23 protein-coding genes are annotated in these 25533 nt (G+C 40.6%); 22 read left to right on the top strand and 1 reads right to left on the bottom strand.

Annotated elements, in window-relative coordinates:
- The first annotated feature begins 9 nt into the window (after window positions 1-9).
- The 15 genes from bcd to JNUCC25_RS22230 all read left to right on the top strand — a co-directional run bounded on the left by bcd (window position 10) and on the right by JNUCC25_RS22230 (window position 17329).
- On the top strand, window positions 10-1113 hold the full coding sequence (bcd, locus tag JNUCC25_RS22300; protein WP_013059125.1) for a branched-chain amino acid dehydrogenase: 1104 nt from the start codon (window positions 10-12) through the stop codon (window positions 1111-1113).
- Between the two features lie 96 nt (window positions 1114-1209).
- Window positions 1210-2289: a butyrate kinase gene (gene buk / locus JNUCC25_RS22295; protein WP_371399907.1), complete on the top strand. Its 1080-nt coding sequence runs from the start codon at window positions 1210-1212 to the stop codon at window positions 2287-2289.
- Window positions 2290-2317: 28 nt separating this feature from the next.
- Window positions 2318-3739, top strand: coding sequence for a dihydrolipoyl dehydrogenase (gene lpdA / locus JNUCC25_RS22290; protein WP_204231900.1), 1422 nt, complete (start codon window positions 2318-2320; stop codon window positions 3737-3739).
- Between the two features lie 20 nt (window positions 3740-3759).
- A complete protein-coding gene (locus JNUCC25_RS22285) occupies window positions 3760-4752 on the top strand; it encodes a thiamine pyrophosphate-dependent dehydrogenase E1 component subunit alpha (protein WP_013084976.1) in 993 nt (330 codons plus the stop codon).
- A gap of 12 nt (window positions 4753-4764) precedes the next feature.
- On the top strand, window positions 4765-5748 hold the full coding sequence (locus tag JNUCC25_RS22280; RefSeq protein ID WP_013059121.1) for an alpha-ketoacid dehydrogenase subunit beta: 984 nt from the start codon (window positions 4765-4767) through the stop codon (window positions 5746-5748).
- Between the two features lie 15 nt (window positions 5749-5763).
- Complete coding sequence (locus tag JNUCC25_RS22275; RefSeq protein WP_454222481.1) at window positions 5764-7023, top strand: dihydrolipoamide acetyltransferase family protein; 1260 nt, start codon at window positions 5764-5766, stop codon at window positions 7021-7023.
- A gap of 259 nt (window positions 7024-7282) precedes the next feature.
- Window positions 7283-9319 (top strand): methylmalonyl-CoA mutase family protein, encoded by a 2037-nt coding sequence (locus tag JNUCC25_RS22270; protein ID WP_454222480.1) that lies wholly within the window; start codon window positions 7283-7285, stop codon window positions 9317-9319.
- Entirely contained in the window at window positions 9312-11462 is a 2151-nt protein-coding gene (gene scpA, locus JNUCC25_RS22265) for a methylmalonyl-CoA mutase (protein WP_053487729.1), read from the top strand. The genes JNUCC25_RS22270 and scpA overlap by 8 nt, the downstream gene beginning before the upstream one ends.
- A gap of 16 nt (window positions 11463-11478) precedes the next feature.
- Window positions 11479-12474, top strand: a complete 996-nt coding sequence (meaB, locus tag JNUCC25_RS22260) for a methylmalonyl Co-A mutase-associated GTPase MeaB (protein ID WP_013059117.1) — start codon at window positions 11479-11481, stop codon at window positions 12472-12474.
- 193 nt (window positions 12475-12667) lie between these two features.
- Window positions 12668-13105 (top strand): BrxA/BrxB family bacilliredoxin, encoded by a 438-nt coding sequence (locus JNUCC25_RS22255; RefSeq protein ID WP_013059116.1) that lies wholly within the window; start codon window positions 12668-12670, stop codon window positions 13103-13105.
- Window positions 13106-13386: 281 nt separating this feature from the next.
- Window positions 13387-14190: a transporter substrate-binding domain-containing protein gene (locus JNUCC25_RS22250; RefSeq protein ID WP_029320256.1), complete on the top strand. Its 804-nt coding sequence runs from the start codon at window positions 13387-13389 to the stop codon at window positions 14188-14190.
- Between the two features lie 31 nt (window positions 14191-14221).
- On the top strand, window positions 14222-14881 hold the full coding sequence (locus tag JNUCC25_RS22245) for an amino acid ABC transporter permease (RefSeq protein ID WP_013059114.1): 660 nt from the start codon (window positions 14222-14224) through the stop codon (window positions 14879-14881).
- Window positions 14874-15596 (top strand): amino acid ABC transporter ATP-binding protein, encoded by a 723-nt coding sequence (locus tag JNUCC25_RS22240; RefSeq protein WP_013059113.1) that lies wholly within the window; start codon window positions 14874-14876, stop codon window positions 15594-15596. The genes JNUCC25_RS22245 and JNUCC25_RS22240 overlap by 8 nt, the downstream gene beginning before the upstream one ends.
- A gap of 159 nt (window positions 15597-15755) precedes the next feature.
- Window positions 15756-16706 (top strand): aromatic acid exporter family protein, encoded by a 951-nt coding sequence (locus JNUCC25_RS22235; RefSeq protein WP_013059112.1) that lies wholly within the window; start codon window positions 15756-15758, stop codon window positions 16704-16706.
- A gap of 98 nt (window positions 16707-16804) precedes the next feature.
- The gene (locus JNUCC25_RS22230; protein ID WP_013059111.1) at window positions 16805-17329 is read left to right on the top strand and encodes a L,D-transpeptidase; all 525 of its coding nucleotides are present in this window, start codon (window positions 16805-16807) and stop codon (window positions 17327-17329) included.
- 75 nt (window positions 17330-17404) lie between these two features.
- On the opposite strand, the gene prli42 is transcribed toward JNUCC25_RS22230, so the two are convergent.
- The gene (gene prli42 / locus JNUCC25_RS22225; protein WP_149917156.1) at window positions 17405-17500 is read right to left on the bottom strand and encodes a stressosome-associated protein Prli42; all 96 of its coding nucleotides are present in this window, start codon (window positions 17498-17500) and stop codon (window positions 17405-17407) included.
- A gap of 149 nt (window positions 17501-17649) precedes the next feature.
- On the opposite strand from prli42, the gene mce reads away from it, so the two are divergent.
- From mce to JNUCC25_RS22190, 7 genes are all read left to right on the top strand, one after another.
- Window positions 17650-18075 carry a methylmalonyl-CoA epimerase gene (mce, locus tag JNUCC25_RS22220; protein ID WP_029320258.1) on the top strand — a complete coding sequence of 142 codons (426 nt, stop codon included), beginning with the start codon at window positions 17650-17652 and terminating at the stop codon, window positions 18073-18075.
- Window positions 18068-19618 carry an acyl-CoA carboxylase subunit beta gene (locus JNUCC25_RS22215; RefSeq protein ID WP_454222477.1) on the top strand — a complete coding sequence of 517 codons (1551 nt, stop codon included), beginning with the start codon at window positions 18068-18070 and terminating at the stop codon, window positions 19616-19618. Before mce ends, JNUCC25_RS22215 begins: the two co-directional genes overlap by 8 nt.
- Window positions 19619-19643: 25 nt before the next feature.
- Entirely contained in the window at window positions 19644-20762 is a 1119-nt protein-coding gene (locus tag JNUCC25_RS22210; RefSeq protein ID WP_013059108.1) for a tripeptidase T, read from the top strand.
- A 225-nt stretch (window positions 20763-20987) separates the two neighbouring features.
- On the top strand, window positions 20988-22349 hold the full coding sequence (locus JNUCC25_RS22205; protein ID WP_053487727.1) for an NAD(P)-dependent oxidoreductase: 1362 nt from the start codon (window positions 20988-20990) through the stop codon (window positions 22347-22349).
- A 21-nt stretch (window positions 22350-22370) separates the two neighbouring features.
- Window positions 22371-23651: an NAD-dependent dihydropyrimidine dehydrogenase subunit PreA gene (gene preA, locus JNUCC25_RS22200; RefSeq protein WP_013059106.1), complete on the top strand. Its 1281-nt coding sequence runs from the start codon at window positions 22371-22373 to the stop codon at window positions 23649-23651.
- 19 nt (window positions 23652-23670) lie between these two features.
- Window positions 23671-25089 (top strand): dihydropyrimidinase, encoded by a 1419-nt coding sequence (gene hydA, locus JNUCC25_RS22195; protein ID WP_013059105.1) that lies wholly within the window; start codon window positions 23671-23673, stop codon window positions 25087-25089.
- Between the two features lie 33 nt (window positions 25090-25122).
- The gene (locus JNUCC25_RS22190; protein ID WP_013059104.1) at window positions 25123-25335 is read left to right on the top strand and encodes a hypothetical protein; all 213 of its coding nucleotides are present in this window, start codon (window positions 25123-25125) and stop codon (window positions 25333-25335) included.
- Window positions 25336-25533: the final 198 nt, after the last annotated feature.

The following is a 25533-nucleotide window of genomic DNA, read 5'->3' as shown; positions in this document are numbered from 1 at the left end:
GCACTAACAATGAAAATTTTTGACTATATGGAAACATACGATTACGAGCAGTTATTATTTTGCCAAGATAAAGATTCAGGCTTAAAAGCCATTATTGCGATTCACGATACAACAATTGGACCAGCTCTAGGCGGTACGAGAATGTGGACATATGAATCAGAAGAGGCTGCAATTGAAGATGCGCTTCGTCTATCACGCGGAATGACTTATAAAAATGCAGCAGCAGGCTTGAATTTAGGAGGAGGGAAAACGGTTATTATCGGAGATCCTCGCAAAGACAAAAATGAAGCGATGTTCCGTGCATTTGGTCGCTTTATTCAAGGGTTAAATGGTCGATATATTACAGCAGAAGATGTGGGCACAACGGTAGAGGATATGGATATTGTATATGAGGAAACGGATTATGTAACGGGTGTATCTCCTGCTTTTGGTTCATCAGGCAATCCATCACCAGTCACAGCCTACGGCGTATACCGAGGAATTAAAGCAGCAGCAAAAGAAGCATTTGGAACAGATATGCTTGAAGGAAAAGTAGTAGCTGTCCAAGGTGTAGGAAACGTAGCGTATAATTTATGCCGCCACCTTCACGAAGAAGGAGCGAAACTTATTGTAACGGATATTAATAAAGAAGCTGTTCAGCGTGCGGTAGAAGAATTTGGTGCGCAAGCAGTAGACCCGAATGATATTTATGGTGTAGAATGTGATATCTATGCTCCTTGTGCACTCGGAGCAACGATTAACGATGAAACGATCCCTCAAATAAAAGCAAAAGTTATTGCAGGGGCAGCTAATAATCAATTGAAAGAAACGCGTCATGGTGATTTAATTCATGAATTAGGCATTGTATATGCACCCGACTATGTTATTAACGCAGGAGGCGTTATTAACGTAGCTGATGAGCTAGTTGGGTATAACCGTGAGCGTGCGCTGAAAAAAGTTGAAGGTATTTATGATAATATTGAAAAGGTAGTTGAAATCTCAAAGCGAGATGGCATTCCAACCTATCTAGCAGCAGATCGCTTAGCTGAAGAAAGAATTGAAAAGCTGCGTCGTTCACGCAGTCAATTTTTACAAAATGGACAGCATATTTTAAGTAGACGTCATACGCGCTAATGTTTGAGCTGAAGGCTAGGCAAAAGGAATAAATGAAATCCTTTCGACCTAGCCTTCGTTTATGAGAATGATAAGGTAGGAGGACATGTGTTGGATATGCACGAATATCGAATGCTGATAATAAATCCGGGTTCAACGTCCACAAAAATTGGCGTGTTTCACAACGATAAACCAATTTTTGATCGAACAATCCGCTACGATTCACAGCAAATGAATCAGTTTGAGACGATATATGCACAGTATGAGTTCCGTAAAAACTCGATTTTAGAGGCACTTGATGAAGAAGGGATTAATTTATCTAAATTAAGTGCAGTATGTGGAAGAGGAGGGCTTTTACGCCCGATTGAAGGCGGCACATATGAAGTAAATCAAGCCATGCTCAAAGATTTAAAAGACGGTTATGCCGGCCATCATGCTTCAAATTTAGGCGGGATTTTAGCTTTTGAGATTGCGTCTGGATTAAATATTCCAGCGTACATTGTTGATCCAGTGGTGGTAGATGAGCTAAGTGACATCGCTCGTATCTCAGGAACTCCTTTTATGGAAAGGAAAAGCATCTTTCACGCGCTGAATCAAAAATCGGTTGCTCGAAAAGTGGCTAAAGAAATGAATAACACATATGAACAAATGAACGTTATTGTTACCCATATGGGTGGAGGCATTACAGTCGGAGTTCATCAACGCGGAAAAGTAATTGATGTGAACAATGGCCTGCACGGTGACGGTCCTTTTAGTCCAGAGCGCGCTGGCGGTGTACCGGTTGGTGAATTAGTTCGTCTTTGCTTTTCAGGTCAGTATTACCGCGAGGAGATTATGAAAATGCTTGTAGGAAAAGGCGGGCTTGTCGGTTATTTGGGCACATCTGACGTGCAGAAAGTCGAATTGATGGTGAAAAATGGAAACGAAAAAGCTAAGCTTATCTACGAAGCAATGGCTTATCAAATTTCGAAGGAAATTGGAGCTGCCAGTACGGTATTGCATGGAAAAGTAGATGCCATTATTTTAACGGGAGGCATTGCTTATTCAAAAGCGTTTGTTGAGCTGATTATTAATCATGTAAAGTGGATTGCAGATGTCATTGTTTATCCTGGAGAAAATGAGCTTCAAGCGCTAGCTGAAGGGGCTCTACGAGTGCTTACAGGTGAAGAAGAAGTGAAGGAATATAAAGGCGCTTAATAGCGTTTGCAGAAAGGTGTGAAGCAGTGTGGCAAAAGAATATGATTTGGTCATTCTCGGCGGTGGAACCGGAGGGTACGTAGCAGCTATTCGTGCCTCTCAGTTAGGTCTATCGGTAGCGGTTGTGGAAAAAAATAAGTTAGGCGGCACATGCCTGCACGCAGGGTGTATCCCAAGCAAAGCTTTACTAAGAAGTGCAGAAGTCTATCAAACAGCTAAGAAAAGCAGTGAATTTGGCGTAGAAACGTCCAATGTACTATTGAACTATGCACGTGTACAAGAACGAAAGTCAGAAATTGTTTCACAGTTACATAATGGTGTCAAACAGCTAATGAAAAAAGGTAAAATTGAGGTATATGAAGGAATTGGACGTATTTTAGGACCTTCTATTTTTTCTCCTATGCCAGGAACTATCTCCGTCGAATTAAAAAGCGGTGAAGAGAACGAAATGCTTATTCCAAAGAATGTAATTGTCGCAACAGGGTCTCGTCCTAGAACATTACCTGGTTTAACGATTGACGGAGAGAAAGTAATCACTTCAGATGAAGCATTAAAGATGGAAACACTTCCTGCTTCTATTATTATTGTGGGAGGCGGCGTTATCGGAATTGAATGGGCGTCAATGCTCACAGATTTTGATGTTGATGTAACGGTTGTTGAATACAGCGATCGAATTTTACCAACAGAAGATCAAGATATCTCCCGTGAAATGACGAAGCTTTTAAAAGCAAAAGGAGTTACCATTATTACTTCTGCTAAAGTAATGGCTGATACACTGTCTATTGGTGGTCAGGTGAAAATTTCCGCTCAAGTAGGAGACGATATGCAAGAATATGAAGCAGAAAAGCTGCTTGTATCTGTAGGGCGTCAAGCGAATGTCGAAGGAATTGGTCTCGAGAATACCGATATTGTAGTAGAAAACGGTGTGATTGCCACAAATGATTTTTATCAAACGAAAGAATCTCATATCTACGCAATTGGAGATGTGATTGGCGGACTGCAGCTTGCACATGTAGCTTCTCACGAAGGAATTGTAGCTGTTGAGCATTTACATGGTGAAAAGCCTTTGAAGATTGATTATACAACAATCTCTAAATGCGTATACAGCAGCCCGGAGGCAGCAAGTGTAGGATTAACAGAACAAGAAGCAAAACAGCAAGGGTTTCAGCTGAAGGTTGGAAAGTTTCCGTTTAAGGCCGTTGGAAAAGCTCTTGTATATGGAGAGGCAGAGGGATTTGTTAAAATTATTGCTGATGCCGACACAAATGATGTCCTTGGTGTGCATATGATTGGACCTCACGTGACGGATATGATTTCTGAAGCAGGTCTTGCAAAGGTATTGGATGCTACACCATGGGAAATTGCTCATACCATTCATCCTCACCCTAGCCTTTCAGAAGCGATGGGAGAAGCTTCATTAGCTGTAGATGGAAAAGCGATTCATTTTTGATGATTAAAGGAGGTTTAAACATGACAAAAAACCGTCATGAATCATTAGGATTAACTGATGAACAAGTACTTGAAATGTACCGCACTATGCTGCTTGCACGAAAAATTGATGAGCGTATGTGGCTATTAAATCGTGCAGGGAAGGTGCCTTTTGTTATTTCATGTCAAGGTCAAGAAGCCGCTCAAGTTGGCGCAGCTTTTGCCTTAAATAGAGAGAATGATTACATATTACCTTATTACCGCGATCTGGGTGTTGTGCTAGCATTTGGAATGACTGCGCGTGATTTAATGCTTTCTGGGTTTGCTAAAGCAGAAGATCCAAACTCAGGAGGTCGTCAAATGCCAGGTCACTTTGGGCATAAGGAAAAGCGAATTGTAACGGGATCTTCTCCAGTTACAACACAGGTGCCTCATGCAGTAGGAATCGCTTTAGCAGGCCGATTGGAGAAAAAAGACTTAGTAACGTTTGTTACGTTTGGAGAAGGATCTTCCAACCAAGGAGATTTCCACGAAGGCGCGAACTTTGCAGGTGTTCATAAGCTTCCTGTTATCTTTATGTGTGAAAATAACAAGTATGCGATTTCTGTTCCGGTTGAAAAGCAGCTAGGATGCGCAAAAGTATCTGATCGTGCGATTGGATATGGCATGCCAGGCTACACAATTGATGGAAACGACGTCCTTGAAGTATACCGAGTGGTAAAAGAAGCAAGAGATCGTGCATCCAGAGGAGAAGGGCCTACTCTTATTGAAACTGTTTCAGAGCGTTTGACTGCCCATTCAAGTGATGACGATGATCGTGCATATCGCGGAGCAGAAGAATTGTCTGAAGCTAAAAAGAGCGATCCGCTTGCGTACTTTGCGACTTATTTAAAAGAGGTTAACGTGTTAACCGATGAACGAGAAAAACAAATGCTTGATGATATTATGAACATCGTTAATGATGCAACAGATTATGCTGAAAACGCTCCTTATGCAGAAGCGGAATCGGCTTTAAAATACGTGTACGGTGAGTAAGGAGGAGAACATATGCCGGTTATTTCATATATTGATGCAGTAACAATGGCCATTCGTGAAGAAATGGAAAGAGATTCCCGCGTGTTTGTATTAGGAGAAGACGTAGGGAAAAAAGGCGGCGTATTTAAAGCAACCAACGGACTATACGAACAGTTCGGGGAAGAAAGAGTCATTGACACACCTCTTGCAGAGTCTGCTATTGCAGGCGTAGGAATCGGAGCGGCAATGTACGGCATGCGTCCGATTGCTGAAATGCAATTTGCTGATTTTATTATGCCTGCAGTCAATCAAATTGTGTCAGAAGCAGCGAAAATTCGCTATCGTTCTAATAATGATTGGAGTTGTCCAATTACAATTCGAGCTCCTTACGGCGGCGGAGTTCACGGTGCTCTTTATCATTCTCAATCTGTTGAAGCACTATTTGCCAATACGCCAGGGTTAAAGATTGTGATGCCTTCTACGCCTTATGACGTAAAAGGATTATTAAAAGCAGCTATTCGTGATGATGATCCAGTTCTTTTCTTTGAGCATAAGCGTGCGTACCGTTTGATTAAAGGAGAAGTCCCTGAAGATGATTATGTACTTCCGATTGGCAAAGCAGATATAAAGAGAGAAGGAGACGACATCACGGTTATTACATATGGTCTTTGTGTACACTTTGCTCTTCAAGCTGCTGAAAAACTGGAAGCAGACGGTATTTCAGCACACATCTTAGATTTAAGAACGGTCTATCCGCTTGATAAAGAAGCTATTATTGAAGCGGCATCTAAAACAGGTAAGGTCCTGCTTTTAACGGAAGACAACAAAGAAGGCAGCATCATGAGCGAAGTAGCAGCTATTATTGCTGAACACTGCTTATTCGATTTAGATGCGCCAATTCAGCGCCTTGCTGGCCCTGATGTTCCAGCTATGCCGTATGCACCAACAATGGAAAAATATTTTATGGTGAATCCAGATAAAGTAGAAAAAGCAATGAGAGAATTAGCTCAATTTTAAAAGGAGTTGTATCAATTGGCTATTGAAAAAATTACGATGCCGCAGCTCGGTGAAAGTGTAACAGAAGGTACAATTAGCAAATGGCTCGTTTCTGTTGGAGATCACGTAAATAAGTACGACCCGTTAGCTGAAGTCATGACGGATAAAGTAAATGCTGAAGTGCCTTCTTCTTTTAGTGGAACAATTAAAGAGTTAATTGCAGGTGAAGATGATACTTTGCCTGTAGGAGAAGCGATTTGTTTAATTGAAGTAGAAGGAACTGTACCTCAAAAAGAACAGAAAACGTCTGATAAGACTGTAGAAGAATCAGCGTCAAAAACAGCGGACAGTCAATCCAATAAAAGTCGGTACTCTCCAGCTGTTATGCGTCTGTCACAAGAACATAATATTAATTTAGATACCGTGACAGGAACAGGGGCGGGCGGCCGCATTACGAGAAAAGATATTTTAGCTGTTATCGAAAAAGGCGGAGCTGCTGGAGTGAAAGAAACACCTGCATCAACAGTTCAGCCAGAAGCACCTGTAGCAGCAGCTGCTCCAAAAACGCAGCAGCCCGCGCCGGTCGTGTCTGCAGCAGGAGATCAAGAAATCCCTGTTACAGGCGTGCGTAAAGCTATTGCAGCAAATATGCTTCGCAGCAAGCACGAAATTCCGCATGCATGGACAATGGTTGAAGTTGATGTAACGAACTTAGTTTCTTATCGTGATGCATTAAAGACGGAGTTCAAACAAAAAGAGGGTTTTAACTTAACGTATTTTGCGTTCTTCGTAAAAGCAGTGGCTCAAGCTTTAAAAGAATTCCCTCAAATGAATTCAATGTGGGCAGGAGACCGTATTGTTCAGAAAAAAGACATTAATGTGTCCATTGCTGTTGCAACAGACGATGCTTTGTTTGTGCCGGTTATTAAACAAGCCGATGAAAAGACAATCAAAGGCATTGCGCGTGAAATTACAGAGCTCGCGCAAAAAGTTCGTACGGGTTCATTGAAGTCTGAAGACATGCAGGGCGGAACGTTTACTGTTAACAACACAGGCTCATTTGGTTCCGTGCAATCAATGGGGATTATTAATTACCCGCAAGCGGCTATTTTACAAGTAGAATCTATTGTAAAACGTCCGGTTATTATTGATAACATGATTGCTGTTCGAGATATGGTTAACTTATGTTTATCACTTGATCACCGCGTGTTAGACGGCTTGGTGTGCGGCAGATTCTTGGCAAGAGTTAAAGAGATTTTAGAATCTACTTCTAAAGAGAATACGTCTGTCTATTAAAACAGAAGCTGGCACAAAATATTTTAGCTGAAGGAAGATCCGAACGATGAATTGAGATTCTTGATAGAGAATCCAACTCGTTCGGATTTTTTTATGGTGATGGTAAACGTAGGTTAATTATGTCTCGGCCTCTTTTTATTTTGAAGCAATGATTGAACAATTTGTAAAAGATGTATTAAAATAAAAGAAGAATCATCAAACTTCAAAGTGTAATCATCTCGGTTTAGCAGGAAGCTATTAACTGTAAAGGGGCATGGAAATGAAAACAAATACATTATCATTTCATGAATTTACACGTACACCTAAAGAAGATTGGGCACAGGAAGTTAGCAAAAATACCGCGATCTCTTCAAAAGAAACGTTAGAAAACATCTTTTTGAAACCGCTTTATTTCGAAAGTGATACGGCACAATTAGACTACTTACAGCAGAGTCCGGCGGGAATAGATTGTTTAAGAGGAGCCGGTAAAGAATCATACATACTAGGGGAATGGGAAATCACCCAAAAAATCGACTTACCTTCTATTAAAGAAAGCAATAAACTTCTTTTACACAGTTTGAGAAATGGACAAAATACGGCCGCTTTTACATGCAGTGAAGCAATGAGGCAAGGGAAAGACGTTGATGAAGCAACTGAAGCTGAAGTAGCCTCAGGCGCTACAATTTCTACTTTAGAGGATGTTGCTCATTTGTTTCAGCATGTAGCTCTTGAAGCGGTGCCTTTATTTTTAAATACGGGATGTACATCCGTTCCACTTCTTTCGTTTCTAAAAGCATACTGTGTTGATCATAACTTTAATATGAGACAGCTAAAAGGAACGGTTGGAATGGATCCGCTCGGCACCCTTGCTGAATATGGAAGAGTTCCACTTTCTACTCGAGATTTATACGATCATTTAGCATACGCAACGCGTTTGGCTCACAGTAATGTTCCAGAGCTCAAAACGATCATTGTATCAAGCATTCCTTACCATAACAGCGGTGCAAACGCTGTTCAAGAACTAGCTTATATGCTTGCTACAGGGGTGCAGTATATTGATGAATGCATAAAACGCGGTTTGTCCTTACATCAAGTTTTACCTCACATGACCTTTTCTTTTTCAGTTAGCTCACATTTATTTATGGAAATATCAAAACTTCGTGCTTTTCGCATGCTTTGGGCAAATGTGGTTCGTGCTTTTGATGACACGGCCGTTTCAGTGCCGTTTATCCATACGGAAACGTCACATCTTACACAGTCTAAAGAAGACATGTATACAAATGCATTAAGGAGCACGGTTCAAGCATTTGCTTCTATTGTAGGAGGAGCGGATAGTCTGCATATTGAACCATATGATTCCGTCACATCTTCATCTTCTCAGTTCGCTCATCGCCTTGCCCGTAACACTCACTTAATTTTGCAGCACGAAACACATATATCAAAAGTAATGGATCCTGCCGGAGGCTCTTGGTACGTTGAAGCCTACACACATGAATTAATGACAAAAGCTTGGGAGTTATTTGGCAACATTGAAGACCACGGCGGAATGGAAGAAGCTTTAAAACAAGGGCGAATTCAAGATGAAGTTGAACAAATGAAAGTAAAAAGACAAGAGGATATAGAGTGCCGAATTGAGCGCTTGATCGGAGTCACACACTATGCTCCTAAGCAACAGGATGCATCTCAAGAGATAAAAAGCACGCCGTTTAAAAAAGAAGAAATAAAAATGGATAAATACAGTGATCAGAACGCTTCGGAATTTTCATCAAATCTTTCGCTAGAGGACTATACAAAGCTAGCATCTAAAGGGGTAACAGCAGGGTGGATGCTAAAACAAATGGCGAAGCAGACACAGCCTGACAGTGTTGTGCCGCTCACTAAGTGGAGAGCAGCAGAGAAGTTTGAAAAAATACGGGTTTATACAAAGGGAATGAGCATTGGCATTATGGAGCTCACCGATCCTAGCAGCCGTAAAAAAGCTGAGATTGCCCGGTCTTTATTTGAAAGTGCAGGCATTGCGTGTGAAACAATTAAAAACATAGATTCCTATGTGGAGATAGCAGATTGGATGAATGAACAAAAGCACGAAGCATATGTGATCTGTGGAAGTGATGAACTCGTGGAAAAGCTCTTAACAAAAGCGATGACTTATTTTGAGGAAGATTCTGTTTATGTGTACGTAGTAGGGGAAGAACATGTATCACGCAAAACGCAGTGGCAGCAAAAAGGTGTAATGAGCGTCATACATCCTAAGACGAATGTTATTCAATGCGTTAAGAAGTTATTATGTGCTTTGGAGGTAGAAGTTCATGTATAAAAAGCCTTCTTTTTCTAATATTCCATTATCATTTTCAAAGCAGCAAAGAGAAGATGACGTGACTCAAAGTTCATACACTGCTTTTCAAACAAATGAACAAATTGAATTGAAATCAGTGTATACAAAAAAAGACAGAGATAACCTCGACTTTATTCACTTTGCACCTGGTGTCCCACCGTTTGTGAGAGGACCGTATGCAACGATGTATGTGAATCGGCCTTGGACTATTAGACAGTATGCAGGATACTCAACGGCGGAGGAAAGCAATGCCTTTTACCGCCGAAACCTAGCTGCTGGACAGAAAGGGCTGTCTGTTGCTTTTGACCTCGCTACCCACCGCGGCTATGACTCTGATCATCCAAGAGTTGTTGGAGACGTAGGGAAAGCAGGTGTTGCAATTGATTCAATGATGGATATGAAGCAGCTGTTTGAAGGGATTCCGCTTGATCAAATGTCCGTGTCGATGACGATGAACGGGGCGGTGCTTCCTATTTTAGCTTTCTACATCGTAACAGCTGAAGAACAAGGCGTAAAAAAAGAAAAGCTGGCTGGAACGATTCAAAACGATATTTTAAAAGAATATATGGTGCGCAATACATATATTTATCCTCCTGAGATGTCAATGCGAATCATTGCGGATATTTTTAAATATACAGCGGAGTACATGCCGAAATTTAACAGTATCAGTATATCAGGCTATCATATGCAAGAAGCAGGTGCTCCAGCAGACTTAGAGCTTGCTTATACGCTTGCAGATGGACTTGAATATGTACGAACCGGCTTGAAAGCGGGAATTACAATTGACGCATTTGCTCCGAGGCTATCCTTTTTCTGGGCAATTGGAATGAACTATTTTATGGAAGTAGCGAAAATGAGAGCAGGGAGGCTGCTCTGGGCAAAACTAATGAAGCAGTTTGAGCCGGATAATCCTAAATCTCTAGCTCTTAGAACGCATTCTCAAACGTCCGGATGGAGCTTAACGGAGCAGGATCCATTTAATAATGTTATTAGAACATGCGTCGAAGCTCTGGCTGCAGTATCAGGACATACGCAGTCGCTTCATACAAACGCACTGGATGAAGCGATTGCTCTTCCAACTGATTTTTCAGCTAGAATTGCCCGAAATACGCAGCTTTATTTACAAAATGAAACGGAGATTTGTTCCGTTATTGATCCTTGGGGAGGCTCTTATTATGTGGAATCATTAACGAATGAATTAATGATAAAAGCGTGGAAGCACCTTGAAGAAATAGAGCAGCTCGGCGGAATGACAAAAGCAATAGAAGCAGGCGTACCTAAAATGAAGATAGAAGAAGCCGCTGCGCGCAGACAAGCAAGAATAGACTCGCAGGCAGAAATTATTGTAGGTGTGAATCAGTTTCAGCCGGAGCAAGAAGAACCGCTTGATATTCTTGATATTGATAACACAGCAGTTCGAATGAAGCAGCTGGAAAAGTTAAAGAAAATACGCAGTGAGCGTAACGAACAAGCGGTAATCGAAGCGCTTAATCGACTGACCAATTGTGCCAAAACAGGTGAAGGGAATCTCCTTGCTTTTGCGGTTGAAGCTGCGAGAGCTAGAGCTACACTAGGTGAAATTTCAGAAGCTATTGAGAAAGTGGCTGGAAGACATCAGGCTATTTCTAAGTCAGTCAGCGGGGTATACAGTGCAGAGTTTGTGCATCGAGATCAAATCGAAGAAGTTCGAAAGCTCACGGCTGAATTTTTAGAGGAAGAAGGAAGACGCCCAAGAATTTTAGTGGCGAAAATGGGGCAAGACGGTCATGACAGAGGATCGAAAGTTATTTCAACAGCCTTTGCTGACCTTGGCTTTGATGTTGATATTGGTCCTTTATTTCAAACGCCTCAAGAAACAGCAAGGCAAGCTGTAGAAAACGACGTACATGTAATTGGCATAAGCTCTTTGGCAGCCGGGCATAAAACGTTACTGCCGCAGCTTGTTGATGAGTTAAAGAAATTAGAGCGCGACGATATCGTTGTTATTGTCGGAGGCGTTATTCCTAAACAAGACTACTCATTTCTTTTAGAACACGGCGCTTCTGCAATCTTTGGACCTGGAACAGTAATCCCAAAAGCGGCCGTTTCCGTCTTACATGAAATAAAGAAACGGTTAGAAGAATAGTTGGTGAAGACAATTGGTGAAATTAAAAACGGTACAAGATTATACACAAGGGCTGCTTGAAGGGAAAAGAACAGCGTTAGCCCAAGCCATTACTTTAATTGAAAGTAAAGCGCCGAAGCATAAAGTAATAGCACAACAGCTGATTAAAGAAATCTATCCTCATACGGGGCATTCAGTGCGCATTGGTTTTACAGGCGTACCCGGAGCAGGAAAAAGTACGCTGATTGACAAATTTGGGTCGTACCTATGCAAAAATGGCCATTCCGTTGCAGTTTTGGCAGTCGATCCAAGCAGTACCTTGTCTGGAGGAAGTATTTTAGGAGATAAAACGAGAATGGAGCTGCTTACCAAACAAGAGAACGCTTTTGTCCGTCCTTCACCTTCTCAAGGAACGCTTGGAGGTGTTCATCTTAAAACGAGAGAAGCCATTTTTCTTTGTGAAGCGGCTGGGTATAACATCATATTTGTCGAAACGATGGGTGTTGGCCAAGGTGAAATGATTGTAAAAGAGATGGTAGACTTCTTTGTTCTGCTTGCTTTGACCGGAGCAGGAGATGATTTGCAAGGAATTAAAAAAGGGCTGCTTGAATGGGTTAATTTGATTTGTGTAAACAAAGCAGACGGGGATAACCGGCTAAAAGCAGAAGTGACTGCAAAAGAATACGAAAGCGTCATCGGTTTCCTTCACGGTCATTCTGGAGGGTGGAACCCACAGGTCATCACAACTTCTGCTTATGAAGAAGCATCGTTTCAAGACTTGTGGAAGATAATTTGTGACTATAAGGAATGGATGAATAAAAATGATCTGTTTTATACAGTAAGGCGAAAGCAAATGAAGGCATGGTTACAAGCAAGTGTTAATGAATATTTACAAGAATCATTTTATGGACATCCTTTAGTTAAGCAAACGTTAGGGGATGTTGAAAAACAAATGATGACGGGAGATGTCACAATGGCTGAAGCTCTCGAACGCTTGATTAAAACCTACCAGCAGGCGATGAAGGAAATATAAAAAAGGATCCTGCATTTTATGCGGATCCTTCTACACTAGGGAGTTAAGAGTATGGTTTTCTAGCTGTAAAAATAGTATCACCATTTCTTTTCTTGTTTAATCTTGATTACCAAGAAAAAATGAGTCAAAGCAATCGCCTTTTTAGTTTTCGTTTGCTATTATAAAGAATAGATAGCAAAAGGGAGGTATGAAAATGAATATCGATTTTAACTTGTTTATGAACGACGTTGTTCGTCAAGCCCGTAAAGAAATTACAGCTGCTGGTTATACAGAATTAACGACGGCTGAAGCGGTAGATGAAACGTTTAAAAAGCCTGGTACAACGCTTGTAATGGTGAATTCAGTCTGCGGTTGTGCAGGAGGTATTGCAAGACCTGCTGCAGCGCACGCTGTACATTATGATAAACGTCCAACAAACTTGGTTACAGTATTTGCTGGGCAAGATAAAGAAGCAACTGCGCGTGCACGCGAATACTTTGAAGGTTATCCGCCTTCGTCTCCATCTTTCGCCTTATTAAAAGACGGAAAAATTATCACAATGGTAGAACGTCACGAAATTGAAGGCCACGAGCCAATGTCAGTTGTGATGAAGCTGCAAGAAGCATTCGAACAGCATTGTGAAGAAGTGTAAGAGAGAAGCCGTTTTAAACGGCTTCTTTTTTTATGCGTTTTTTTACCTATCTGTATGCAGGCTTTCTAGAGAGTGGAAAATGTTGAGAAAAGGTATTTTCAAATAGTGAAACTTATATTTAAAAAAGATATTGCATATTTATAACGTTGTGTTAAAATACATTTATATGAATATATATTTAAATTTCGACATTTACTTGCAATAGTAAAAAACTTATTTCATAATATTATTAATTTTTAAAAAATAATGTAAGGAATAAACTAGGGGGAACGAAGATGAAATTGAAGAAGTGGTTATCGGTAACGGCAATTGGTCTTTTAACAGCAGGCGTTTTAGCTGCATGCGGAGCAGGAGAAGGAACGTCTAATGGCGGAGCAAGCAGCGACGACAAAGATAAAAAAGTACTAGTAATGGGAACATCAGCAGATTACCCACCATTTGAATATATTGATACGGCAAAAGGTGATAGTGAAGCAATCGGATTTGACGTAGATTTAGCAAAAGCAATCGGTAAAAAGTTAGGTTATGACGTACAGGTGAAGGATATGGAATTTGGCGGATTAATTCCAGCTTTACAATCTAATAAAGTCGATTTAGTTTTAGCTGGTATGACGCCAACTGAAAAGCGTAAAAAGAACGTGGACTTCTCAGACGTATATTATGAAGCAAAAAACATGATTGTATCGAAGAAAGATGCGCCAATTAAAAATGCAGAAGAACTAAAAGGGAAAACAGTCGGTGTACAAACTTCTTCTATCCAAGCAGACGAAGCAAAAGAAATTGCAAAAGAAGTTGACGGAGTAAATGTAACAACGCGTGACCGTATTCCAGAACTAATTCAAGAAATGAAATCAAATCGTATCGATGCAGCGATTATTGAAGATACAGTAGCTAAAGGGTATGTGAACAAAGACAAAAGCTTGCAAATGTCTGATACAGGACGTCCAGATTCAAGTAAAGGATCAGCAATCGCATTTCCTAAAGACAGCAAGCTAACGAATGACTTTAACCGTGAATTAAAGAAAATGAAAGAAAACGGTGAACTAGATAAATTAATCGTTAAGTGGTTTGACGACCAAAAATAAGAATGATAGTTAGAGAGGAATGGAACTAGGCATGAATTTGGATTTTTCGCAAATCGTGCCTTCTATGCCTTATATTTTAAAAGGGATAGGGGTAACGATACAGATAGTCCTAGCTTCAGCAATTTTAGGGTTTGTGCTGGGAGTTATTTTATCTTTATGTAAAATCAGCCGCAATAAACCTCTTCAATGGTTTGCGGATGCATATACGTCCGTGTTTCGCGGAACACCGCTAGTACTGCAATTATTATTAATATACTTTGGATTACCTCAGCTGCTCGGGTTTGATATTGCCCCGTTTCCAGCGGCCGTTGCTGCGTTCGGGCTAAACTCTGCAGCATATATATCTGAAATTATTCGCGCTGGTATTTTAGCTGTTGATAAAGGACAGCGTGAAGCGGCATTAGCGTTAGGAATTCCTTATCGCCGCATGATGGGACAAATTATTTTGCCACAGGCACTTAAAAATATTTTACCTGCTTTAATGAATGAGTTCATTACATTAACAAAGGAATCAGCTATCGTTACAGTTATTGGAGCACTCGACATTATGCGCCGTGCTTACATTGTAGGTGGAGAAAAATTCGCCTACCTTGAACCGTTAATTTTTGCAGGGTTGATTTATTATGTAATGGTAATGGGCTTAACGCTCCTTGGTAAAGCAGTCGAGAGGAGAATGAGAAAAGGTGATTAACGTTGAAAATTTACACAAATCATTTGGTAAAAATGAAGTTTTAAAAGGTATTTCAACTACGATTAAAGAAAAAGAAGTCGTAGCTGTTATTGGCCCTTCTGGTTCTGGTAAATCTACTTTTTTACGCTGTATGAACCTGCTTGAAGAACCGACGAGCGGAGTAGTTTCAATTAACGGTCAAGTGATTACAGATAAAAAAACAAACATTATGCGTGTGCGTGAAAACGTAGGAATGGTATTTCAGCATTTTCACTTGTTTCCACATATGACAGTGCTTGAAAATTTGACGTATGCTCCGATGACGGTAAAAGGCGTGTCAAGAGAAACGGCTGTTGCTAAAGGCAAAGAATTACTCCAAAAAGTGGGACTTGCTCAAAAAGCCAACGAGTTTCCAAATCGCTTATCGGGCGGTCAAAAGCAGCGTGTAGCTATTGCCAGAGCACTGGCAATGGAGCCGAAAGTGATGCTGTTTGACGAACCAACCTCAGCATTAGATCCAGAGATGGTAAAAGAAGTACTAGATGTAATGAAGTCGCTAACAGAAACAGGGATGACGATGGTCATTGTAACGCATGAAATGGGATTTGCACGAGAAGTAGCGGATCGTGTGCTGTTTTTAGACGGCGGTGTTCTTGTTGAAGATGCGCCTCCGGCTGAATTTTTCTCAGCGCCTAAAAGCAAGCGTGCTAAAGATTTCTTAGAAAAGATTTTATAATAAAAAAGTGCAGGAAGAGTACGATCTTTTCTGCACTTTTTTTATTGGAATTTATACGGTACAGCAAGATTTAAGGTTGTGTTATTTTTCTATTCGTGTTAATAAAGAATAGAGTATTTTATCACACTAAAAAGAAACCAACATGTAGGAGTCTAGAAAATGAAATTTAAAATTGGGTACCGGACAATTAAAACAGCCGTCGGTACATCACTGGCTATTATTATAGCTCAGTTCTTTCACCTCGAGTTTTTTGTATCAGCTGGAATTATCACCATTTTGTGCATTCAAAATTCAAAGAAAAAATCGTTGCGAAGTGCAAGCGATCGTTTTATTGCTTGTTCTTTATCCATTCTGTTTTCGTTTATATTCTTTGAAGGGATTGCTTATCATCCACTTGTTATAGGACTGATGCTGCTTTTGTTTATCCCGGTTACGGTTATATTCAAAGTTAATGCAGGCATTGTTACAAGCTCCGTTATTTTGCTTCATATTTACTCCAAAGGAAATATGACATGGGGAATCGTCTTTAATGAACTTGGCTTAATTGTAATTGGGATAGGTGTTGCCCTGCTTGTGAATTTATACATGCCAAGTTTAGATCAAGAGCTTCGCACGTATCAGCAAGAAATTGAAGAAAATTTCCGGTCGATGTTAAAAGAAATTGCCCTGTATCTCAGAACCAATGACAGCAGTTGGGACGGTAAGGAAATTGCAGATACGGTAAAAATTTTAGAAAAAGCAAAAAGCCTTGCGTTTCGTGATGTAGAAAATCATTTTGTGCGTGGGGAAAATTATTATTACCGCTATTTTAAAATTCGTGAAAAACAGCTTGAAATTATTGAGCGTACGCTTCCTCTTATTACCGCTATTGATTTGGTGGTAGAACAGCGCTACATGATTGCCGATTTCATTGAAGAATTAAGTCTATCCATCCACCCCGGTAATACAGCAAAATTATTTTTAGCCAAACTTCAGCATTTACGAGAAGCATTTGCAGAGATGCCGCTTCCCAAAACACGGGAAGAGTTTGAAGCGCGTGCCGATTTACTGCACGTAGTCAAAGAAATTGAACAATATTTGGTTATTAAACAAACCTTAAAAATAAGCTAAACAGCATGCATGTTGTTTAGCTTGCTTACGAACACTAAATAAGACAAGAGATATCTCTCTTGTCTTTTACTTAGGACTAACGTAAGGTGGTGGATTACATGCATGTGTTTGCTTTTATCCTTTTACTACTATCTCCGGTTTGGCCATTAGGAGAAAATCCGTTGCCAAATGATCCTTATATTATTATTAATAAACAGAGCAATGAGCTTGCTTATATTCAAAATAAAGAAATTAAACAAATTATTAAAGTAGCAACGGGGAAAACAGTTAATCTGACGCCCGAAGGGGAGTTCACGGTAACAGTAAAAGCTGTTAATCCTTATTATCGGAGAAATAATATTGAAGGAGGCGCTCCTCAAAATCCTCTAGGTGTAAGGTGGATTGGATTTGATGCAAGAGAGACTGACGGACGTATTTATGGCATTCACGGTACAAATCAGCCGGATTCCATCGGTAAATATGTATCGAATGGCTGTATTCGCGTAGAAAATCGTGAAGTAAGCCATTTATATGATCAAGTCCCGTTAGGTACAAAAGTCTGGATTGTATCTACAGATCAATCTTTTGAAGAGTTAGCCGCTCAAAAAGGCATTGTGAATATACAGCAAAAGACTGGTGACTAGTCACCAGTCTTTTTTATATGTTTGCATTGCACAAATAAGCAGCAGTGCATCTATGTTTTTAGTCATCAGTCTCGATTAAAACCACATGGCAAGTCCCGCTAAAAGCGTAGATATTAACATGACAAGAAGCATTAAAAACACAATGGTTTTTTGGATTTTCTTATTAGACATACAACCAAAGTCCTCCTACACGTTTTTTTCTTATTTTACATGTCTTCCGCTGCTTAGACAAGCAACTTTCTGTAGATACGCCAGCAGGAGATTTCTTTTGTTTTCAAGAATATGTGTAAATGAAAACGCTTTTTTAAAGAGGTGAGAAAGTGATAAAAGGAATTGATCACATAGGAATAGCTGTAAAATCAATTGAAGGCAGCCTCCCTTTTTATGAAAAGGTATTAGGACTGTCTCTATTAAAAGTAGAAGAAGTAGAAGAACAAGGAGTAAAAGTTGCTTTTATTCAGTGCGGCAACGTAAAAATTGAATTATTAGAGCCGCTCTTTGAAGACAGTGCAGTCGGCGCGTTCATCCAAAAGAGAGGTGAAGGTCTTCATCATGTGGCTTTAGGTGTGCGCACGATTGAAGAACGGATTAACGAGTTAAAGGAAAAGGGTGTACAAATGATTGACGATGTTCCGAGAAAAGGCGCAGGGGAAGCATCCATTGCTTTTTTGCATCCAAAGTCAGCAAACGGTGTTCTTTATGAGCTCTGTGAAAAAACACTAGAGGAGGAGAAGAAACATGGTTGACATTTATGATAAATTAAATGAATTGTACGATAAGCGCCGGAAGATCGAGTTAGGCGGTGGAGACGAAAAAATTGAAAAACAGCACCATAAAGGGAAACTAACGGCACGCGAACGAATTGAAATTCTTTTGGATGAACATACATTTGTCGAATTAAATCCATTTATTGAACATCGGTGTGCGGATTTCAGTACGAATAATCAAGTAGGACCAGGAGACGGGGTAGTAACAGGTTACGGCAAGATAAACGGTCGCTCAGTCTATTTGTTTTCGCAAGATTTTACGGTATTCGGAGGCGCGTTAGGTGAAATGCATGCTAAAAAAATTGCGCACGTAATGGACTTAGCTGCTAAAACAGGCGTGCCGTTTATTGGGTTAAATGATTCAGGCGGGGCTCGTATTCAAGAGGGCGTCATGTCTCTTGATGGATACGGTCATATTTTTTATCGAAATGCCATTTATTCGGGTGTCATGCCTCAAATATCTGTTATTATGGGGCCTTGTGCAGGCGGAGCCGTGTACTCACCGGCGATTACGGACTTTGTTTTTATGGTAGAAGAAACAAGTCAAATGTTCATTACAGGACCAAAAGTAATTGAAACGGTAACGGGAGAAAGCATTTCCTCAGAAAATCTTGGAGGAGCAGCTGTTCATAACGAAATTAGCGGTAATGCCCATTTTAGAGGTGCAACAGAACAAGAGGTGCTAGAACAAGTACGAATGCTCTTAAGCTATCTTCCTCAGTCTAGCCAAGAGCAGCCTCCTTTAGCCTCAAAGGCAGAGTGTGATCATTATCGTCCCGATTTATTAGACGTTGTCCCGTTTGATGCCGTGCGCCCTTACGATGTGCGTCAAGTCATTCACCAAGTAGTGGACGAGCACTCATTTTTTGAAGTGCAAAAAGACTTTGCAAGAAATATTGTCATTGGTTTTGCCCGCATAGATGGAAAAGTTGTCGGACTTGTGTGTAACCAGCCTAAAGTAATGGCAGGCAGTTTAGATATTAACTCCTCAGATAAAGCAGCAAGGTTTATTCGATTTTGCGATTCATTTAATATCCCACTTATTACATTTGAAGATGTTACAGGTTTTTTCCCAGGTATCAAGCAGGAACATGGCGGAATTATACGTCATGGTGCTAAAATTTTATATGCATACTCCGAAGCTACCGTTCCGAAAATCACGGTGATTTTGCGAAAGGCGTACGGCGGTGCATACGTAGCTTTAAATAGTAAATCGATTGGAGCGGATCTTGTGTATTCGTGGCCGAATGCCGAAATCGCTGTTATGGGTCCTCAAGGTGCTGCAAATATTATCTTTGCAAACGACATTCGAGGTAGCGAAAACCCAGATGAAACAAGACACGAAAAAATTGAACAGTATCGCGAGAAATTTGCTAATCCTTACGTAGCGGCAAGCGCTGGAATGGTGGATGATGTTATTGATCCTAGGGAAACGCGAATAAAATTAATACAAGCGCTTGAAATGTTGCACAATAAAAAGGAAGAGCGTCCAGCAAAGAAACATGGTAACATACCATTGTAGGTTATTTTTGGAGGGATTACATATTATGATTAATGAACAACGAATCGTTGATTTATTTATTGAATTAGTACAAGTAGACTCAGAAACAAAGCATGAAGAAAAAATTGCTGTTGTACTAAAAGAAAAATTTACCGCATTAGGCGTCGAAGTAGTAGAAGATGATGCCAAAGAAAAAACGGGCCACGGAGCCAACAACTTAATCTGCACACTGCCAGCTACAAAAGAAGGCGTAGACACAATCTACTTTACTTCTCATATGGATACAGTCGTACCTGGAAAGGGTATTAAACCATCTATCGAAGATGGCTATATTAAAAGTGACGGCACGACAATTCTTGGAGCGGATGATAAAGCAGGCTTAGCAGCAATGCTAGAAGCCATCACCGTATTAAAAGAAGAAAACATCGCGCACGGCAAAATTGAATTTATTATTACAGTAGGAGAAGAATCTGGCTTAGTGGGCGCTAAAGCTCTTGATTCTAGTCTCGTAACGGCAAAATTCGGCTATGCTTTAGATAGCGATGGCAAAGTGGGAGACATTATCGTTGCTGCGCCGACGCAAGCAAAAGTAAATGCAACAATTTATGGAAAAACAGCTCATGCAGGTGTAGCTCCTGAACGAGGCGTTTCTGCTATTACGATTGCTTCAAGAGCCATTTCTAAAATGCCGCTTGGACGTATTGATGAAGAGACTACAGCGAATATTGGACGCTTTGAAGGTGGAACGCAAACGAATATCGTGTGTGACCGCGTCGATATTTTAGCAGAAGCTCGTTCATTAATTCCAGAAAAAATGGAAGCACAAGTAGCGAAAATGAAAGAAGCGTTTGAAACAGCTGCACAAGAAATGGGCGGACGTGCAGAAGTTGATATTAAAGTGATGTATCCAGGCTTTAAATTTGGCGATGGAGATCATGTTGTCGAAGTTGCTAAAAAAGCCGTGGCTAATATCGATCGTCCTTCACGCCTGCTTCAAAGCGGAGGCGGAAGCGATGCAAATGTAATCGCAGGCTTTGATATCCCAACAGTAAATTTAGCAGTTGGTTATGAAGACATTCATACAACAAATGAAAAAATTCCGGTAGAAGAACTGGTGAAGACATCTGAACTAGTAGTGTCGATTATTAAAGAAGTAGCAAAATAATAGTTGCAGCCTTGCTTTTATATAAAAGCAAGGCTTTTTACATAGTGAATAGTAAATAGTCTGAATTTTTTAACATAATGTATAATGAAGAAAAGACGGTCGTTTTGTACAATAAAGTTAGTAATACATTTTACCAAAGTAAAAGTTGAAAATAACGTATATAAAAAATATGTAAGCGCTTTCAATTTTAGTTTTATCAACAGATATCCTTGGGAGGTTGATGCAATGCGATCACAGGAAAGTTTGCAGTCCATCATTCAAAACTTTAATGAAGTAGAAAAAGGGTTGTCAAATAGAGAAGCAGTCGAAGAATCTAATCGATGTTTGTACTGTTATGATGCACCCTGTATTCAGGCATGCCCTACAGGAATTGACATCCCGACGTTTATTAAAAAAATTGCATCGGGCAATTTAAAGGGGTCTGCCGAAACGATTATGTCTTCTAATCCCGTAGGAGCAAGCTGTTCGAGAGTTTGTCCAACCGATGAACTATGTGAAGGAGCGTGTGTACTTAACCACTCAACCAAACCAATTATGATTGGAAATTTGCAGCGCTACGCAACGGATTGGGCTATTCAAAATGAACAGGTGCTGTTTGAGAAAGGAAGAGCAAACGGCAAAAAGGTAGCAATTGTTGGTGGAGGTCCGGCGGGTCTCTCTGCAGCAAGAGAACTGGCGCGATTTGGATATGACGTAACCATTTTTGAAGCGGAAAAACAAGCAGGAGGGTTAAATACATATGGAATCGTGTCGTTTCGTCTTCCTCAAGCGATTTCATTCTGGGAAGTTGAACAAGTAAAAAGCTTAGATGTAAAAATTAAAACAAACGTAAGAATTGGAGAAGATATTCTTCCAAGTGAATTGCTGCAGTCGTATGACGCGGTTGTATTAGCTATTGGTATGAGCAAGGTGCCTTCTCTACATGTTGAAGGTGAAGAGCTAGACGGTGTGTATGACGCGATTGATTTTGTGAAAAAAACGAAGTCAGAAGCGTTATCAACAGAATTTGTGGGTAAGCGTGTTGCCGTCATTGGCGCGGGAAATACTGCGATTGATGGTGCTACGTGTTCCGTGCGCTTGGGGGCTGAAAATGTTCAAATTTTATACCGTCGTACACGAGAAGAAATGACGGCTTATGATTTTGAATTTGAATTTGCGAAACAAGATGGTGTTGAATTCCGCTGGTTAACGGCTCCTATACGAATTATTGGAGATGAAAATGGTAAGGTGAGCGGGATTGAATGTGTAAAAATGACCCTAACAGATCCAGATGCAGACGGCCGCAGGAAGCCTGTTCCTGTTGAAGGTTCAACATTTACCATTCCAGTCGATGCTGTTGTTAAAGCAATTGGTCAAGAACGGTACCTGTCTTTGATTCAACAATTCCAGCTGCATCATGAAGACGGAGTTGTCTTAATTAATCAAGAGACGTTTCAAACTTCAAATCCAAAAGTATTTGCTTGCGGAGACGTTATTTTTGGTAAAGGGCAAGGAGAAGCAATGGTTGTGACCGCTGCTCAGCAAGGAAAACAAACGGCGTTAAATATTCATATGCAGTTAACAAAAGAAACAATGGAAACAGCTTAAAATCAGGAGGAGGAGAAATCTATGGCAGATTTAACAACAAATTTAGCAGGTATTCAATCACCAAATCCGTTTTGGCTGGCATCCGCACCGCCAACCAATTCAGGTTATCAAGTGCAGCGTGCATTTGAAGCAGGATGGGGAGGCGCAGTTTGGAAAACGCTTGGTGATCCGATTTTAAATGTTTCCTCTCGATTTGCTGCCGTTGGCTTCAACGGTCAGCGCGTAGCCGGCTTTAATAATATTGAGTTAATCACCGATCGTCCGCTTGAAGTTAATTTGAAGGAAATCTATGAAACGAAAAAGAAGTTTCCTAACCACGCAATTATTGCCTCTCTTATGGTAGAACCTCAGCAAGAAAAATGGCATGAGATTGTCAAAAAAGTAGAAGACGTAGGAGTGGATGGATTAGAGCTGAACTTTGGCTGTCCGCATGGAATGGCAGAACGAGGGATGGGTGCTGCCTCTGGGCAAGTCCCTGATTTGGTTGAAAAACAAACGCATTGGGCTAAAGAAGTTGCCCAAACGCCGGTTATTGTTAAATTAACCCCAAATATCACAGATATCACCGTTACAGCAGAAGCAGCGGTTCGAGGCGGTGCTGACGCTGTGAGCATGATTAACACTATTAATAGTTTAGCAGGAGTAGACATTCATTCATGGAATACAATTCCACACGTAGCAGGAAAAGGCGCTCACGGAGGTTATTGCGGCCCGGCTGTTAAGCCGATTGCATTAAATATGGTCGCTGAATGTGCAAGAAGTCCGTTTATTAACGTTCCAATATCAGGTATGGGAGGCGTTTCGAACTGGCAGGAAGCCGTCGAATTTATGCTCATGGGTGCTACAGGTGTGCAAGTATGTACAGCTGCTATGCATCACGGGTTCCGCATTGTAGAGGATATGATTCAAGGTCTCAATTATTATTTGGATGAAAGAGGAATCGAAAAAGTAAGTGATATTGTAGGGAAAGCCGTTTCAAAATATTCCGACTGGGGCAACTTAGATCTCAATTATAAAGTAGTGGCTCGCATCGATCCGGATACGTGTATTAACTGCAATAAGTGTCATATTTCTTGTGAAGATACTTCTCACCAATGTATTGATATGCTGAAAGACCCTTCAGGGAAATCTTATTTAAAAGTAAGAGAAGAAGATTGTGTAGGCTGTAATTTATGTTCGATTGTATGTCCGGTGGACGGGGCTATATCCATGGTTGAATTACCGAATGAACAGCCTCCAATGACGTGGAATGAACGCCAAGCTGCTTTACAAGCGACGGCTGCACAGCGATTAGATGTATAAAGACAAAGGGGATGAAGAAATGAAGAAAATCGTTAAAAATGGTGTGGTAGTCACAGCAACAGATACGTATAAAGCCGATATTTTAATTGAAAATGGAGTTATTTCGGCAATTGGCTCGGCATTTGAAGAGCAGGGCTGTGAAGTGATTGATGCAAAAGGCAACTATGTATTTCCAGGAGGCATCGATCCTCATACTCATTTAGATATGCCGTTTGGAGGCACCGTTACAAAAGATGACTTTGAAACAGGTACAAGAGCAGCAGCTTTTGGAGGTACGACAACTGTTATTGATTTTTGCTTAACCAATAAAGGCGAACCGCTGCAAAAAGCGATCGGCACATGGCATGAAAAATCAAAAGGAAAAGCGGCTATCGATTATAGCTTTCATCTAATGATTGGCGAAATCACGGAAGATGTATTAAATGAGCTTCCTACGATTATTGAAAAAGAAGGAATTACTTCTTTTAAAGTGTTCATGGCCTATAAAAATGTTTTTCAAGCAGACGATGCTACCCTTTATCAAACGCTAGTGCAAGCTAAAAAACTAGGGGCGCTTGTAATGGTACATGCTGAAAATGGAGATGTTATTGAGTATTTAACGGCACAAGCACTAGAACAAGGACAAACCGATCCTATCTATCATGCACTGACTCGTCCTCCAGAAATAGAAGGAGAAGCTACGGGAAGAGCCGCGGTGCTAACGGAGCTGGCTGACTCACAGCTCTATGTTGTTCACGTGTCGTGCGCTGAAGCGGTTAAAAAGATTGCTGAAGCAAGGGAAAAAGGCGTAAATATCTGGGGCGAAACGTGTCCGCAGTATTTGACGCTTGACCAAACCTATTTAGAAAAACCGAATTTTGAAGGAGCAAAATACGTATGGTCGCCGCCTTTACGTGAAAAGTGGAACCAAGATGTTTTGTGGAATGCTCTGCGTAATGGCGACTTGCAAACGATTGGATCAGATCAGTGTTCGTTTGATTTTAACGGTCAAAAAGATCTGGGAAAAGGAGATTTTACGAAGATTCCAAACGGAGGTCCTATTATCGAGGATCGCATGAGTATTTTATTTTCAGAAGGAGTAGTGAAGAAACGAATTAATATAAATCAGTTTGTTGATATAACATCAACAAAAATTGCTAAGCTGTTCGGACTGTACCCGAAAAAAGGAACAATAGCGGTTGGCGCAGACGCGGATCTGCTTATATTTGACCCTTCTGTTGAACGTACGGTTTCAGCAAACACGCATCATATGGCAGTCGATTATAGCGCATTTGAGGGAATGAAAGTCACAGGTGAGCCGGTTTCAGTACTTTGCCGCGGGGAATTTGTTGTAAAAGATAAGCAGTTTGTCGGTCAAAAAGGCTACGGACAATTTACAAAACGAGCAAAGTTTAATGAGTTAAACACGGCTAACGAAGCTGAAAAATTAATGTTATAAAAACAGATGAAGAAATAGATCGGGGGCAGGGAAATGTCAAGTTACCATGAATATATGGCAGAGCGAGAAAAGATTGATTTTTTGCTGCAAAAAGGATTCAAAATAACAGCCGTAACAGAGAATCTAAGCGGGGCATTTGTGACGTTTGAACGCACCGAAAATAACCAAGCCGAACAAGAAACCCTTCATATATTGACGGCGGATGCTAGAAAATATTTTTCATCCGTACTGATTCAACAAGTATAAAAACGAAGGCTGGGACAAAATTATTTTAGCTGAAGGAAGATCCGAACGATGAATCGTTCGGATTTTTTTATTGGTAGGGTGAACGTAGATTTCATGTATGTAGGTGCTTCTGGCTGTTGATTGGAGTAATTTAATCATGTTTCAATCTCTTTATTTGTTTACTAATACCTATAAGTTTTTTACTATATTGGCTGACAA

Source organism: Priestia sp. JNUCC 25, assembly GCF_053667915.1.
The sequence above is the reverse complement of the archived record's forward strand: the minus strand, read 5'-3'. Positions and strand labels throughout refer to the sequence as shown.